The 14,819-nt window shown below is 36.6% G+C and carries 13 protein-coding genes; 10 read left to right on the top strand and 3 right to left on the bottom strand.

The genetic code is table 11. The features are described from left to right. Positions 1 to 150: 150 nt before the first annotated feature. The 10 genes from JM81_RS04595 to JM81_RS04635 all read left to right on the top strand — a co-directional run bounded on the left by JM81_RS04595 (position 151) and on the right by JM81_RS04635 (position 9,532). Complete coding sequence (locus tag JM81_RS04595; protein WP_144800926.1) at positions 151 to 1,605, top strand: NAD(P)/FAD-dependent oxidoreductase; 1,455 nt, start codon at positions 151 to 153, stop codon at positions 1,603 to 1,605. A gap of 52 nt (positions 1,606 to 1,657) precedes the next feature. Continuing rightward, a complete protein-coding gene (locus JM81_RS18385) occupies positions 1,658 to 1,798 on the top strand; it encodes a hypothetical protein (RefSeq protein WP_186435525.1) in 141 nt (46 codons plus the stop codon). After that, the gene (locus tag JM81_RS04600) at positions 1,798 to 1,992 is read left to right on the top strand and encodes a DUF6132 family protein (RefSeq protein ID WP_144800928.1); all 195 of its coding nucleotides are present in this window, start codon (positions 1,798 to 1,800) and stop codon (positions 1,990 to 1,992) included. The genes JM81_RS18385 and JM81_RS04600 overlap by 1 nt, the downstream gene beginning before the upstream one ends. 166 nt (positions 1,993 to 2,158) lie before the next feature. Further along, positions 2,159 to 3,463 (top strand): TolC family protein, encoded by a 1,305-nt coding sequence (locus tag JM81_RS04605; RefSeq protein ID WP_144800930.1) that lies wholly within the window; start codon positions 2,159 to 2,161, stop codon positions 3,461 to 3,463. 32 nt (positions 3,464 to 3,495) lie between these two features. Continuing rightward, the gene (locus tag JM81_RS04610) at positions 3,496 to 4,578 is read left to right on the top strand and encodes an efflux RND transporter periplasmic adaptor subunit (RefSeq protein WP_144800932.1); all 1,083 of its coding nucleotides are present in this window, start codon (positions 3,496 to 3,498) and stop codon (positions 4,576 to 4,578) included. 124 nt (positions 4,579 to 4,702) lie between these two features. Next, the gene (locus JM81_RS04615) at positions 4,703 to 7,915 is read left to right on the top strand and encodes an efflux RND transporter permease subunit (RefSeq protein WP_144800934.1); all 3,213 of its coding nucleotides are present in this window, start codon (positions 4,703 to 4,705) and stop codon (positions 7,913 to 7,915) included. 32 nt (positions 7,916 to 7,947) lie between these two features. Then, positions 7,948 to 8,253, top strand: coding sequence for a hypothetical protein (locus tag JM81_RS04620; protein WP_144800936.1), 306 nt, complete (start codon positions 7,948 to 7,950; stop codon positions 8,251 to 8,253). Positions 8,254 to 8,262: 9 nt separating this feature from the next. Beyond that, a complete protein-coding gene (locus JM81_RS04625) occupies positions 8,263 to 8,451 on the top strand; it encodes a DUF2892 domain-containing protein (protein WP_144800938.1) in 189 nt (62 codons plus the stop codon). A 105-nt stretch (positions 8,452 to 8,556) separates the two neighbouring features. Continuing rightward, complete coding sequence (locus tag JM81_RS04630; protein ID WP_144800940.1) at positions 8,557 to 9,117, top strand: YeeE/YedE family protein; 561 nt, start codon at positions 8,557 to 8,559, stop codon at positions 9,115 to 9,117. Position 9,118: 1 nt separating this feature from the next. Continuing rightward, complete coding sequence (locus JM81_RS04635; RefSeq protein WP_089259956.1) at positions 9,119 to 9,532, top strand: DUF6691 family protein; 414 nt, start codon at positions 9,119 to 9,121, stop codon at positions 9,530 to 9,532. Positions 9,533 to 9,539: 7 nt separating this feature from the next. Here the strand turns inward: JM81_RS04635 and JM81_RS04640 are convergent, their stop codons facing one another. Genes JM81_RS04640 through JM81_RS04650 form a run of 3 tightly spaced genes read right to left on the bottom strand, consistent with a single transcriptional unit; the run spans position 9,540 to position 14,819 of the window. Further along, on the bottom strand, positions 9,540 to 11,294 hold the full coding sequence (locus tag JM81_RS04640) for a hypothetical protein (RefSeq protein WP_144800942.1): 1,755 nt from the start codon (positions 11,292 to 11,294) through the stop codon (positions 9,540 to 9,542). After that, on the bottom strand, positions 11,287 to 13,524 hold the full coding sequence (locus JM81_RS04645; RefSeq protein WP_261374960.1) for a tryptophan-rich sensory protein: 2,238 nt from the start codon (positions 13,522 to 13,524) through the stop codon (positions 11,287 to 11,289). Before JM81_RS04645 ends, JM81_RS04640 begins: the two co-directional genes overlap by 8 nt. After that, positions 13,524 to 14,819 (bottom strand): BatA domain-containing protein, encoded by a 1,296-nt coding sequence (locus JM81_RS04650; RefSeq protein ID WP_144800945.1) that lies wholly within the window; start codon positions 14,817 to 14,819, stop codon positions 13,524 to 13,526. Before JM81_RS04650 ends, JM81_RS04645 begins: the two co-directional genes overlap by 1 nt.

Below are 14,819 nucleotides of genomic sequence, written 5' to 3' on the forward strand. Positions count from 1 at the left end.
TTTCATTTAAAATTTAGCTTCATACTATTAATGGGAACATCCTATAAAATGGTAATTATTACTAGGTAAATTATGGACTATATGTAACCAAAGTTGCTGTATGCCTTTTAGTTAAATGTGAACTTCGTGTAAACTTTAAACCTTGTCATAATGTCAAAAATAGTCATATTAGGTGCGGGAATTTCGGGTCATGTTGCTGCTGCGCACCTTCGAAGAAAACTATCGAAAGAACATGAAGTTCTGGTTGTTTCGCCCAATAGCAATTACCAATGGATACCATCTAATATATGGGTAGGTATCGGTCGTATGAAGTCTGAACAAATTCTATTTCCCTTGACTCCATTATACAAGAGAAAAAATATTGGTTATAAACAAGCAAAAGTAACTACGTTTCACCCAGAAGGTGATGTAGAACTTGAAAAGCCTTTTATAAATATTGAATATGTAAACGATGAGAAAAAAGGACAAACCGAAAAAGTATCCTATGATTATTTAATAAACGCTACTGGACCCAAATTAGCTTTTGATATGACCGAAGGTCTAAAACCGGGTACTAATAAAGCATATTCTGTTTGTACATATACCCACGCCGAACATGCCTGGCATGCTTTGAACGACTTGATTCAAGAAATGAAACAAGGTAAAAAAGTAAAAATACTTATTGGCACTGGTCATGCAAAATCCACATGCCAAGGTGCCGCTTTTGAATACATTTTAAATGTTGAACAAGAACTGAGACGATACAACGTACGTGACAAAGCTGAAGTTGTATGGATTGCCAATGAGCATCAATTAGGTGATTTTGGCATGGATGGAATGTTACTTACCTATGGTAACAACATCATGAAATCTAGCGAAATGGTAGAAATGGTTTTCGAAGACCGTGGTATTAAATGGATAATTGGTGCAGGGGTTAATAAAATAGAAGACGGTATAGCTCATTATGAAACCTTAGATGGCGAATACCATACTGAAACATATGATTTTGCGATGCTTATACCTGCTTTCTCAGGGCATGGCTTTAAGGCTTTTGATAAAAACAATGAAGATATCACAGAAAAACTCTTTAAAGGATTTATGTTGGTAGATGCTGATTATACACCTAAACCCTATGAAGAATGGAGTGTTCAAGATTGGCCTGAAACGTATCAGAATCCATCTTATAAAAATATTTTCGCACCAGGTATCGCTTTTGCTCCACCACATGCAATTTCAAAGCCACGTGTCAGTAAGAACGGAACGACCATATCTCCTGCCCCACCCAGAACAGGAATGCCTTCTGGTATTACCGCAAAATTAGTGGCAGATAATATTATCGATATCATTAAAGGAAAAAAAGAATTGTACCATAAAGGTTCGTTAGGCAATATGGGTGCTGCGTGTATTGCATCGGCAGGATATGGCATGACAAAAGGCAGTGGCGTTAGTATTACCACTTACCCTATTGTACCTGATTACCAAAAATATCCAGATACACAAGGAAGACAATTAAACAAGACTTTTGGCGAAATTGGGTTGGCCGGACATTGGTTAAAACTAGCCTTACACTACGCTTTTATCTATAAAGCAAAAATGAAACCTTTTTGGTGGCTAATTCCTGAATAACCTCAAATATTACTATTTAGAATTGAAAGTATAAAACCTAAAATTAAAAGAAATGACACAAAGAATATCCAAATCCAAGCGTTTTTATATGATGAACCCAATAATTCAATTTTTTAAATTCATTTGGTTGAGTATAAAAATAATGTTGGTTGTAGCCAGAGGTCATGGCGGCACTAGAAAAGCCCATAATTAATGACAAAAAAAGTGATTTTACTAACTGCAATTGGTGTGGTGATCGGCGCTCTTTCCGGGTATTTATATTACGTGGAAATTGGTTGTATTAGTGGTACATGTGCCATTACTTCCAAACCTTTAAACAGTACATTATATGGTGGTTTAATGGGTGGGTTGCTATTCAATATATTTGTAAAAACTTCTAAAAAATGAGCTGAATTTACTTTTAATTTTCAGCTGATGGCAAAAGGCACTCTTTATAAAAGGGTGCTTTTCTTTTTTTCATGAATTTTTAATTATAAAGAAATTTTCATAGGTAACATTAGTTACTGTACAGCCTCTTTTACCACCCTAATTTTGTACTAAATAAATGAATACGATGAAGTATAAATTAGGATTGGTATTGTTATTGGTCTTTTATTCTGGATTTGCACAGCAAACTAAGTCAATTACAAAAGATGAAGTTCTAGCTAAAGTTAAGGAACAGAATAACACGTTAAAAATGGCACATCAGGATGTATTGTCCGCCAAGGGTGATTACAAACAGACCAATGCCATTTTATTGCCCAATATTAGCGTTTCACATACAGCTATAGCTACTACGAACCCCTTAATGGCTTTTGGATCCAAACTGAATCAGGAAATTTTAACTGCGGCAGATTTTAACCCAGATTTGTTAAATGACCCTAGCCAAATAGAAGATTTTGCGACCAGGGTTGAAGTACAACAGCCGCTTATAAACTTCGACGGAATTTATCAACGTAAAGCAGCAAAAGCTAAGTTAACAGCAACTGAGCTGCAATCTGGACGAACAGAAGATTATTTAGCGCTTGAGGTTGAAAAAGCCTATATGCAATTACAACTCGCCTATAAAACGGTGAAGGTTTTAGAAAAAGCCCAAGAAACAGCTTTAGAAAATAAGCGTATAGCTGATAATAGCTACAAACAAGGCTACCTACAAAAATCTGATGTTCTTTCTATAGAAGTGCGGGTTACAGAAATAGAGAATCAACTGCAATACGCAAAAAGTAATATTCTAAATGCCAGCAACTACCTATCTGTTTTAATGAATACTGATGAAAATGAAATTTTAAAACCTTCAGATTCATTAGCTATCACTAATGATGCGACTGCAACGATTGTAAACTTATCTGAAAACAGAAAAGATATTTTAGCCATGAATTCGGCTACCGAAGCATATAGACAAATGCATAAGGCAGACCAAATGTCTTTCTTACCTAGATTAAATGCCTTTGGCACTTATGAGTTACATGACGATGAAATTTTCCAAGGTCAAGCCCAAGGATATTTATTTGGTGCAGAATTAAAATGGAATCTTTTTGAAGGAAGTAAGCGTTTTGGAAAATCTCAAAAGAGTAAGGCTGAATATGACAAATCTAAATTACAGTTAGAACAGTATAAATCTGAAAGCCAATTAGAACTTAACAAAGCAAAAAGAGGTTATGAAGATGCTAAAAACAAATTAAAGCTTACAAAACTGGCACTAGAACAATCTGAAGAATCATTACGTATACGCACCAATAGATTCAAGCAAGGTTTAGAAAAAACTACAGATTTACTAATGTCCGAAACGCAATACTCTCAAAAGCAATTAGAATATTACGCAACAATTTTTCAACATAATTACGCCTTGGCGTATGTACAATTTCTAACGAAAGAATAGCATAAATCCATTACTTAATACCAAGCAAAAAGATGAAAAATAAAAAATATATAATCTCGGCAATTTTAGGAGCAACAATCCTAATCTCTAGTTGTGGAAGCAAAGATAAAAAAGATGTAGTTGATAACTCGCCAGCAATAGCCGTTCAAGTAAAAACTGTTTCTGAAGATAGTAGTAGTCCGTTTTTAACCGTAAGTGGAAAAATTGAAGCTGCCAAGAGTGCAAATATCAGTACCCGTATGATGGGGTATGTAGATAAGATATATGTAAATGTTGGTGATAAAGTGAATAAAGGTCAATTACTAATGAGTGTTAACAATGCAGATGTATCGGCTCAATTAGCACAGGTAAATGCAGGAATCACTGAGGCTGAAGCTGCTTTTACTAATGCCGAAAAAGACTTTAATAGATTCTCAACTTTATTTAAAGAAAACAGTGCTTCACAGAAAGAACTAGATGATATCACAGCCAATTATAACATGGCAAAGGCACGTTTAGAGTCTGCTAAACAAATGAGAAACGGTGTAAATGCACAAATGGGTTATGCGAATATTCGTGCTCCTTTTAATGGTGTAGTCACCAATAAATTCATTAGTGCAGGTGATATGGCAAACCCAGGTATGCCTTTGCTAGAAGTAGAATCTCCAGGTAAATATCAAGTTTTGGCAATGGTTCCGGAATCTGAAATTCTTGCTGTTAAAAATGACACTGAGGTTACCGTACAGGTAAAAGCTTTAAATGAGAATGTAAAAGGTAAGGTAACAGAAGTGAGTACTTCTTCTAAAAATACAGGAGGTCAATATTTGGTCAAGGTTATATTAGACAAAACCGATGCTCAGATTTTATCTGGTATGTACGCAACCGTACAATTTCCGGTAGCACGAAAAACAACAAGTTCTGCCGTAATGATACCTGTAGAAGCCATTGTGAAGAATGGTCAATTATTCGGAATTTATACCGTGAGCCAAAGCAATACAGCCTTATTACGTTGGTTGCGATTGGGAAGAACTTTTGGTGATCAAGTAGAAGTATTATCAGGATTATCTGCAGATGAACAATATATAGTTTCTGCGGAAGGGAAATTATTTAACGGAGCAAAAATCTCCAATCAATAAACGAATCTGGGTTAGGGATTGAAGCGGTTACCCCACAGGCACTTTTTGTGCCGAGGAGTATGAGCGGAAAGCCCGTCCACCTGCCAACCGGCAGGTGGTAACACACTAATAAAATATAGAAATAATGAAGGAAGGTTTAGCTGGTAAAATTGCCAAATTATTTATAGGCAGTAAGTTAACGGTACTACTAATGATTGTATTTATGGTCATTGGGGTGTACAGTTCGTTTTTGATTCCGAGGGAAGAAGAACCACAAATTGACGTGCCAATGGCAGACATATTTGTAGGCTACCCTGGTGCGAGTCCTGCTGAAGTAGAATCGCGTGTAATTAAACCTTTAGAGAAATTAATCTCGAATATTAAAGGTGTAGAATATGTGTATTCAACTTCAATGAAAGAACAGGGTATGGTCATTGTTCAGTTTTACGTGGGCGAAGACATAGAGCGTTCTTTTGTAAAACTGTACAATGAAATTAATAAGCATATGGATATTATGCCGCAGGGCGTAACATTCCCATTGGTGAAAACGCGTGCTATTGATGACGTGCCTATGCTTGGACTTACCTTATGGAGTGAAAATTATGACGGGTACCAGTTAAGCCAAATGGCACAAGAGTTAGAAAGCGAGATTAAAAAGGTAAACGATGTGGCTATTACCCATAAAATAGGAAATCAAGACCGCCAATTACGAGTGGTTCTAGATAAGGATAAACTAGCCGCCAGTGGATTGGATTTCTTATCTGTTTCTGAAATGATTAAGACTAACAATGCGCAATTAAGCTCTGGTAGTTTTGATAAGAATGATACTGAGTTTTTGGTAAATACCGGTAATTTTTTGGCTTCGGTAACCGATGTTGAAAATCTTGTGGTTGGTGTACAACAAAACCAGCCTATTTATTTAAAACAAATTGCGAGCATTATCGACGGACCGGAAGTTCCACAAAGTTATGTGTCTTTAGGTTTCGGGCAGGCCAGTGATAAGGTGACTGATTACAAATCTGAATACCCAGCGGTTACCATTTCGGTAGCAAAAAGAAAGGGTGCCGATGCGATGAAAATTGCAGATATCGTTATTGATAAAGTTGACCATTTACGAGCCACATTAATTCCTAATGATGTTCACGTAGAAATCACTAGAAACTATGGAGAAACTGCATCTCATAAAGTGTCAGAACTTTTATTACACTTAATAGGGTCTATAATTGCGGTAACATTAGTAGTTATGTTAGCTATGGGCTGGCGTGGTGGTTTGGTCGTATTTTTATCCGTACCCATTACATTTGCTTTGACATTGTTGAGTTATTATATGCTTGACTACACTTTAAACAGAATTACATTATTTGCCTTGGTTTTTGTAACAGGTATTGTGGTAGATGACTCCATTATTATTGCCGAGAATATGCACCGGCATTTTAAAATGAAACGGCTACCGTTTAAGCAAGCTGCACTGTATGCTATAAATGAAGTAGGTAACCCTACTATATTAGCCACATTTACCGTAATCGCCTCAGTTTTACCAATGGCATTCGTATCTGGCTTAATGGGTCCTTATATGGCTCCAATGCCCATAGGTGCATCAATAGCCATGATTTTATCTCTTTTCGTGGCTTTGACCATAACACCTTATTTGGGGTATATTTTCTTGAGAGAAAAAGATAAAAAAGGTAAAGTTGAAAAGAAAGAAAAGCCTCTTGAAGAAACTTATATCTACAAAATATATAACAAGTTCGAAAGACCGTTAATTGAAAACAGTCGTAAGCGTTGGTTATTTTTAGGATTGACTTTCCTAATGCTTATGGGTTCTATGGTATTATTCTTCACCAAATCTGTAGCCGTTAAAATGTTACCGTTCGATAACAAGAACGAGTTTCAAGTGGTTATCGATATGCCAGAAGGTACTACGTTAGAACGTACAGGTGTGGTTACCCAAGAAATTGCTCAATATTTATCTACTAGACCAGAGGTTGTAAATTACCAGAACTATGTAGGTACCTCTGCCCCTATTACCTTTAACGGTTTGGTACGCCATTACGATTTACGTGGAGGTAGTAATATGGCAGATATTCAAGTTAATCTTATTGACAAAGGTGAACGATCTGCCCAGAGTCATGACATTGCAAAATTATTGCGCCCAGCTATTCAAAAAATAGCGGCAAAATATAATGCGAATGTAAAATTGGTTGAAGTTCCACCCGGGCCTCCTGTATTATCTACAATTGTAGCAGAAGTTTATGGTCCTGACTATGAAGAGCAAATGAGAATTGCCAATAGCGTTCAAGATATTTTAAAGAATACCGATGACGTTGTTGATATCGACTGGCTGGTGGAAGCAGACCAAACAGAATATCAATTTGTAATCGATAAAGAGAAAGCAATGCTTTATGGCGTGGCACCACAGCAAATTGCCTATACCATGAATATGGCATTATCGAATAGGGCTATAACCAATTTATACGATGAAAATGCTAGCAACCAAGTAGGTTTACTATTGGCTTTGGATGAAAAGGAGAAATCAACAATTTCAGATATTTCACAATTAAAAATTACTTCTAAACATGGTACAATGGTGCCTATTGCAGATTTAGTCGACATTAAGGAAACTACCAGTGCAAAGAGTATCTACCGTAAAAATCAAAAACGCGTAGTATATGTAATGGCAGATATGGCAGGAGAATTAGAGAGCCCCGCATATGCGATATTAGGTATGGAAGAAAAGCTAAAAGAAATAGCATTGCCTAAAGGATATCAAATTACCGAAATGTACTTAGGTCAACCTGAGTTTGAAGATGACTATACCGTGAAATGGGATGGTGAATGGCAAATTACTCTTGAAGTATTCCGTGATTTGGGAATTGCCTTTATGGGAGCCATCATCTTAATTTATATTTTAATTGTAGGATGGTTCCAAAACTTTAAAGCCCCTATTGTAATGATGGTAGCCATACCATTATCATTGATAGGAATTATTCTAGGTCACTGGATTATGGGCGCATTTTTTACCGCTACTTCTTTTATTGGTATGATTGCCCTTGCTGGTATTATGGTACGAAATTCGGTACTACTTATAGATTTCATTAACCTGCGATTAGCCGAAGGCGTACCTATTAAACAGGCAGCAATTGAAGCTGGTGCGGTACGTACCACTCCAATTTTGCTTACTGCAGGTACCGTAGTTATTGGAGCTTTCGTAATCTTATTTGACCCAATATTTCAAGGTTTGGCTATCTCATTAATGGGAGGAACTATTGTTTCTACCGTGCTTACCCTATTGGTTGTGCCTTTGGTGTACTACATGATAGAAAAGAAAAATTATCCAGAAGTAGAAAACATCGATTAAATAGATAACGGTCAAAATTAAATAATATACTAATGAAACTACTTATTGTAACTGTTGTTGAAGAATTTGAAAAAGATATTATTCGGCTTTTTAAAAAAGCCGATATAGAGAGTTTTAGTGGGTCCGATATAGAAGGTTATAAAAATAATACGACATTGGTGCGCACTTCCAATTGGTTTCCCAGTGAAAAAAGTGGAGTGCAATCCAGCTTATTATTCTCCTTTACCGAAGATGAAAACATTGAACTACTGTTTACACTGATTAGGTCATTCAATAAAAATTTAGATACCAATAACCCTATCAAAGCGGTAGTGGTACCTATTGAAAAATCAATTTAAACGTCAAATATGTTAAATACTTATTTTAGAGTTATCGTTGGAACATTTATTTTATTAAGTGTTGTTTTAGTTGTTTATGTAAGTATCAATTGGTTATGGTTTACGGTATTTATTGGAGTGAATTTGATTCAATCGGCCTTTACCAAATGGTGTCTGCTGGAGACTATTCTTTTAAAATTAGGCGTGAAAAAAAATTAATATCCTGAATCAATGTAGTTAAAAGTCAATTTTCTAGCTCTTTAACCATTGTTACATAATTTATACCTTAAATAGTCTATTTTTGCTAGTTGAAAAATTGACTAGATGAATTGGATATATGATCCTTGGCCTTGGTATGTTGCCGGACCTTTAATTGCCCTTACTATGTTTGTTTTGCTATATATTGGCAAACAATTTGGTATGTCTTCCAACTTAAGAACCATGTGTTCTATCGGTGGTGCAGGAAAATACAGTGATTTCTTTAAATTCGACTGGAAGTCGCAACGGTGGAACCTTACTGTTGTTTTAGGTTCCATTATCGGCGGGTTTATAGCCTCACAATTCCTATCAAATAATACCGTTGAAATAAATCCGGAAATTGCCACACATCTTTCACAGGATTATGGAATTAAAAGTGCTGGATCGGCGTATTTGCCTACAGAATTGTTTGCATCCGAAAATTTATCGGACCCCTTTGTTTTAGCAATTTTGATTTTAGGCGGATTCATGGTTGGGTTTGGCGCTCGTTATGCGGGTGGTTGTACCAGTGGTCACGCTATATCCGGACTAAGTAATTTACAGTTGCCATCTTTAATTGCCGTGATTGGTTTTTTTATTGGCGGCTTGGTTATGATTCACCTTTTATTCCCCCTAATTTTTAGTTAACATGAAGTATTTAAGTTATTTGACCATAGGTATATTTTTCGGCATCATCATGTATAAATCTGAAGCTGCTTCGTGGTTTCGTATTTATGAAATGTTTCAGTTTGGATCTTTTCATATGTATGGCATTATTGGCTCCGCACTTGTTCTAGGGGTAATTGGCGTACAGATTATAAAAAGAAATAACATCAAAGCCATTGGAGGAAAAGAAATGAATTTACACCCTAAAACAAAAAGTGTTGCCCGTTATTTAATAGGTGGTATTATTTTTGGTTTAGGATGGGCGTTGGCAGGTGCTTGCCCAGGTCCTATGTATGTGTTGGTAGGTGCTGGATTTCCTTCTATACTAGTCGTTATAGGAGGTGCGCTATTGGGAACATTTGTGTATGGTTTGTTAAAGGACAAACTACCGCATTAAAACTGATTTAGCTTAGGGCGGATAATTTTGGTGATAACCACAACCATCCAATCCCCAGTAAAAAAAGGATATAAAAAAATAGTAGCGATATAGGACGGTTTACCATAACTGTCCTATTTTCTTTTATTGCATTACCAAACTGTTTTGCATTCGCTTCTCTTTTATGAGATGCACTTAAAGATTTCCAATCATCGACATCATAAACGTAATAGGAAAATTGAGTGGTACTGTCGCCTTCTACTTCCAAAGTATTCCACCCTGCTTTCTTCGGATAGGTAGTACCCGAATATTTAAAAGACACATTTGCGTTTTGTAGCAAGGGAACACGTTTTTCTTCAGTATTCAATACTTGAAAATCTTCCAAACCGGTACGTAATACAAAAGAAAAAGGCTCGCCCACTTTTGGCAATTCCGTTTGCGATTGCCATGCTACCACTTGTTCTTTTCGTTGTACAATCTTATCTAAAATCTGAGTCCAAATACTTTTATAAGCTTGATTCTTTCCCTGCAACACTAACTGATAACTATTTAACAATGTAGTGGTTGCAACTCTACCCAAGCCCAATTGCCTAAAATACGATAATTTGCCAAGTTCATTTGAATCTATTGCATTCACGGCGAATGTTTCATTAAATGTAAAAGGATATTTTTCTATGTTGATGGTATTATTGGGTAATTGTACCTCATTTACGCCATCGCTTTTAAAACTAAAATAAGGCATTGCTTTACCAAGTTTAAACAGCAGTTCGATTGGTTGAATTAACAAGCCTAATCCGTTTTCACGTATGCTATGTTCAAAGCGATTTTTTACCGTTTTTCCGAAATTAAAATAGGTTTCGGTATCTGTAATAACTACATTGAACTTACGTAAGCTCTCCTCCGTAAATTGATAAATTGGCGATGCTTTGGTATTAAAATACTCGAACTTAAACTTGCCTTTTGTCAGCTGACTACGAACCGTAACTTCATACCCTTCATCCGCTAAAAAATTCTTGAGGTATTTTGTTTCAAATGTTGGAAAAGTATTTACAATCAAAACGCGAATAGGTTCTTTTTTACGAATTGTAATTGGAAGCGGATTTGACTCTAACATCTTGCCCACACTATCTTTTTCCGATAATTTAAAAATAAAATCACCACTAACTTTTGGGACCGTTTTTAAAGAGAAATTTTGCGAACTCTTATCTTCTAAAAGAATAGAATCCAAACCATTACCTCGTGAATCTTGCAATACCAAGATGGAACCTAGTTTCGGTTTGGCATAAGTTCCGTTCAGCCTAAACTCATCCCCTAAAACAAGATGATCATTACACTTTACTTTGGTAATACCTGATGTAATTTCGTTTGGTAAGTAGCTAGTGGGTATACTATCAAACTTATAAAAATCAAAGGGTGCTACCCCATCGCCAATAATCACCAGACTTGTTAGCGAATCTAAAGCCCTACGAACCGGTTGCTTTGGGTTATATTCTAATACCTGAATTCCCTCGTAAATCGCCTCTAAACTATCTTGTCGTGCCGTTCGGTAGCCTTCGGTTAAAAGTAGTCCTTGCTTGTGCTGTATTTCTACTTCTTTGCTAGGTTCTAAAACAATTAGTATTAAAGCAATCAGGGTTATAAATGCTACTATAGCATTTAAAGTAAACCTGCCCTTGTCTCGTGTACGCCATTCCTTAAAAACAAAAACTACAAATACCAGTAAACCTCCCAATAAAATGGGTATTAATAATTCTTGCTGTACAAACGAAATTCCATCAATCATACACTTCCAATTGTTTTAGAAATAATGAATTGATTTCGTCTCTGTACACTTTTTCAGATCCGGGCACCTGCGGCGTACTTGGCAAAGCCAGTAACAATCCTTTTTGAACGAATCGGTAATTTTCAATGGTTCTTCCTGTGTTGTTCTCTATACTTTTTAGCCCTTGCAGTACCTGCAAATATTTACTCGGGTTTTCTATTGCCAATTGTGCCAGTTTGTTGCCTGCAGCGGTAAAAAGTATAGTATCATCCTTTTTAAACTCCTGTTCGCCATGTACCAACTGTTCCAATCGGCTAACTGCGTTTATAATGGCTTCAAAAGGTTGGTCTGCACTAGTAGTTTCGTTTTTACTATAATTTTTAATGTCCTTTATTTTTCCGGTAAGCCTATTTTCCTCCTTAATCGGTGGTGGATCAAAACCTATGCGATGTACATAAATACGGGCACTGTTCTTTATTTCTTGAATATATTTTAAAGCGTCGTATTGAAACGGCAACGACTTTTCTGGTTCGTATAATCTCAGATATAATTCGGCATCCCACATGATACTTAACGCCTTTCTTAATTTGGTTTTTAAAGATTCTTCAAACAAGGTTGATTCTTCTGGATCATCATGATTATGCAGGTAATCATGCAAAGGGTCTTCTGGTTCTTCGCTTGTATCTTCATGTCCATGCTCATCCTGTTCTACCAAGTTATGCTCGTTATCACCATCATGGTCATGCATAAATTCTTTGAGCATATTTTCTTGATCTTCAGCATGATCATGGTCTTTACCTTCTTCATGACTTTCGATCACGGCAGGTGCTTCTGCCATATCAGATTCATCGCCCATAAACTGTCCGTACTTTAGGCGAAGCGCTTTTTGGTCAAACCCCAATTCATTACTTCTCGATTTAAATTCTTGAATTGAAATGCTGGGCTTATCCTTTATTAATTTCTCGGTGTCAATAATCAGTTGTCGCTGACTTCTAAAATAATCGGGCATTTGGTCTACGCCTAAAGTTCCTTCTACACCAAATTGCTCTCCAACGGTATCTTTGATTACTGCAAAATACGTTTCGCTACGTGCCACATTACGCTTCGGCTGTTTTTGATCAAAGGCTTCTATATAAAAATAAAGCTCATCACCTACTTCCATTTTCAATGCATTCAAATCCAATGTTTTGGTGGCTCTTATAGATTTGGTTCCTTTTAAAATGGTTTCCTTAAAATTCAATTTTTCTTCCCTAAACTTCACAGACTCTCCCGTTCCCTTACTTACTGTTGCAATAATGTAGCTTTCATCAATTCCAAAATCATCTGTAATGGTACTTTGCAGTTCTACCAATTTTTTATCGGAAAAATCAAAATAGGTGTACTGTTCCAATCCTAAAATCTCTATTTCGGGCGGATTATCCGCTACCGCCTCCAACGAAAACAAATCGGATGTAAACTCTGTTCCTTCTTCATTTTGAAATTTAAAACTATAAAAACCTGATGCTGTTAAAGGCAACTGCACTTGATAACCCGTTTCTGATTTTTGCATGGGTATTAACTTGCCCATCACATCTAATATTGGTGTTACCACTACTGCATCAAATTGTAACCTCCATTGAATTTTAGCTCCGGTAACTGCCTTTATATTTGGGTCAGCTGTAGTTTTACTCCCCAATCTTGTGTACGATGGATAAATAACCCGTATTTCCTGCTTCTCAATTGCCGGAATACTGCTTTTAGCTTGTACACTATCCGTTGCCACAAACTGAATTTGCTCGATATTTTTAGGATTGTTTAGCTCGTTAGCAACCCCGGGAAATATAGCCAACTTGTGAAATATAAAGCCGAGTAATATACAACCTAGCATGACTAAAAATGCTTGTTTTAGGGCGTTTGGCGGACTTATATCCCCCAATCTTTTGGTGAGTTCTTCCGAAACCTTATAGCGTTGCAACCTCGCTAAATTGGATAAGTTGTCTTCTGGTTGTAATAGTAGTCCCGTACTAAATGAGGCTTCTGAAACGTGGGCATCTATATATGAACTTATAGTGTTCAAATTATGCTTCCAAGGCTTTTTTATGAAGACAAAAAGTAACACGCTTAAAATAAATAATGCCAAGCCAAACCATACGTTTTCAGTAATAAAATAGCATAGTACAGCAATGCCCAAGGCATACAGAACAGCCTCGGCGTATGACAACAACTGCCATCGCTTTTGAAATTTCACCAAGTTTAGTTTGCCCTGCTCCATCACTGTTTGCGTTTATATGCTACAAAGCGTTCCACCAATAACAATACTAAGAGGATTAACCATAAGTACGGATTCACATTCTGACTTGCCATTTGTTTTTGCTTCTTTTTACTAGGTGTATAAGTGGTTTCCAATTCAGCCGTAGAGACCGAACGATGATCCACCTCAGCTACTAATTTTTCAACCTCACCATTGACTTCCAGCATTTGTAACAATTGCTCCGTTAATCGCTCCGTAATCGCATTCTCTGAGTTTATGCGTTTGGTCAAATAGAAACTATGCTTCTCTACGCCGGGAATTACCATTGATTGCGATAGCGCATCCTCTTTGAAGGCCAGTAACTTTTTTGTCGTTTTAGGGGAAGGTTTTGCACTAAGCCAGATGATGGCATCTGCTTCTTTGTCTGATACTACTTCAGTATCTAAGCTAGATTCTACCTGAATCTCCCTATCCAAATAAATGGAAAGCGCCTTTAACGATGCCTCTATATACGATTTGTCTTTCTGTAAACTATCGGTATAATAAAGTGCTATTTTGATGGATTTTTGAACATACACAGGAATTTTATCTACCGGATTCGTTCCTGAAATTACTAAGCTATCCCCACTGTTGCTAAGCGTAAATTCATCGCCTAAGTTGACATTTTTATTGGTAACTTTGGTATCAAACGGAGTACTCTTGCCTGTAAACAATTGTAAACCATTCTTCTTTTTATAGGCTAATAAAGGTGTCTCTTTCGCTAATGCGGAATCAATGACTACCCAATGCATTTTATGCTTGGTTTCCGGTCTTGCCCCTTTTAACCCCTTTGCTAAACCCTTGGTAAAGACAACAATACTATCGGTCTGTAGGGCATCCATTTCAGATGCCAAACCCCAATAATCAAGTAAAAAATGCTGCGCAATTATGTCTTGTTCTTTTTCCTTTAACGGTAAGCCTTTTCGCAACAGTCTAATTTCTTGATCATCGCTTATTTCATTGAAGCGGGACATAAAACCAGTATACTGTACCAGCTCTGGTTCAATAATATAGGTCAGGGATGTATTGCTCACTTTTGATTGCCATTGTGGTTTTGCCATCAACAATACCAACAGCGAAATGATGCCCATGCGTAACACCAACAACCACCATTCATTCAATTGAATACTGCTAGATTGTTTTGATTTTGATTCTGATAACCACTGCACACTACCAATTTTAATGGTCTTTGCTTCCTTTTTACTCCATAAATGGATGGCTATGGGAACCAGAAGTCCCAATAAAGCCCATAGATATGAAGGATGTGCAAATGACAT

Origin of the sequence: Maribacter sp. MAR_2009_72 (assembly GCF_007827235.1) — a bacterium.
GTDB classification, from domain to species: Bacteria; Bacteroidota; Bacteroidia; order Flavobacteriales; family Flavobacteriaceae; genus Maribacter; species Maribacter sedimenticola.

Coding starts and splice junctions, on each gene's coding strand:
- JM81_RS04595 (WP_144800926.1), top strand. CDS start 151: ATGTCAAAAATAGTCATATTAGGTGCGGGAATTTCGGGTCATGTTGCT.
- JM81_RS18385 (WP_186435525.1), top strand. CDS start 1,658: ATGACACAAAGAATATCCAAATCCAAGCGTTTTTATATGATGAACCCA.
- JM81_RS04600 (WP_144800928.1), top strand. CDS start 1,798: ATGACAAAAAAAGTGATTTTACTAACTGCAATTGGTGTGGTGATCGGC.
- JM81_RS04605 (WP_144800930.1), top strand. CDS start 2,159: ATGAAGTATAAATTAGGATTGGTATTGTTATTGGTCTTTTATTCTGGA.
- JM81_RS04610 (WP_144800932.1), top strand. CDS start 3,496: ATGAAAAATAAAAAATATATAATCTCGGCAATTTTAGGAGCAACAATC.
- JM81_RS04615 (WP_144800934.1), top strand. CDS start 4,703: ATGAAGGAAGGTTTAGCTGGTAAAATTGCCAAATTATTTATAGGCAGT.
- JM81_RS04620 (WP_144800936.1), top strand. CDS start 7,948: ATGAAACTACTTATTGTAACTGTTGTTGAAGAATTTGAAAAAGATATT.
- JM81_RS04625 (WP_144800938.1), top strand. CDS start 8,263: ATGTTAAATACTTATTTTAGAGTTATCGTTGGAACATTTATTTTATTA.
- JM81_RS04630 (WP_144800940.1), top strand. CDS start 8,557: ATGAATTGGATATATGATCCTTGGCCTTGGTATGTTGCCGGACCTTTA.
- JM81_RS04635 (WP_089259956.1), top strand. CDS start 9,119: ATGAAGTATTTAAGTTATTTGACCATAGGTATATTTTTCGGCATCATC.
- JM81_RS04640 (WP_144800942.1), bottom strand. CDS start 11,294: ATGATTGATGGAATTTCGTTTGTACAGCAAGAATTATTAATACCCATT.
- JM81_RS04645 (WP_261374960.1), bottom strand. CDS start 13,524: ATGGAGCAGGGCAAACTAAACTTGGTGAAATTTCAAAAGCGATGGCAG.
- JM81_RS04650 (WP_144800945.1), bottom strand. CDS start 14,819: ATGTCATTTGCACATCCTTCATATCTATGGGCTTTATTGGGACTTCTG.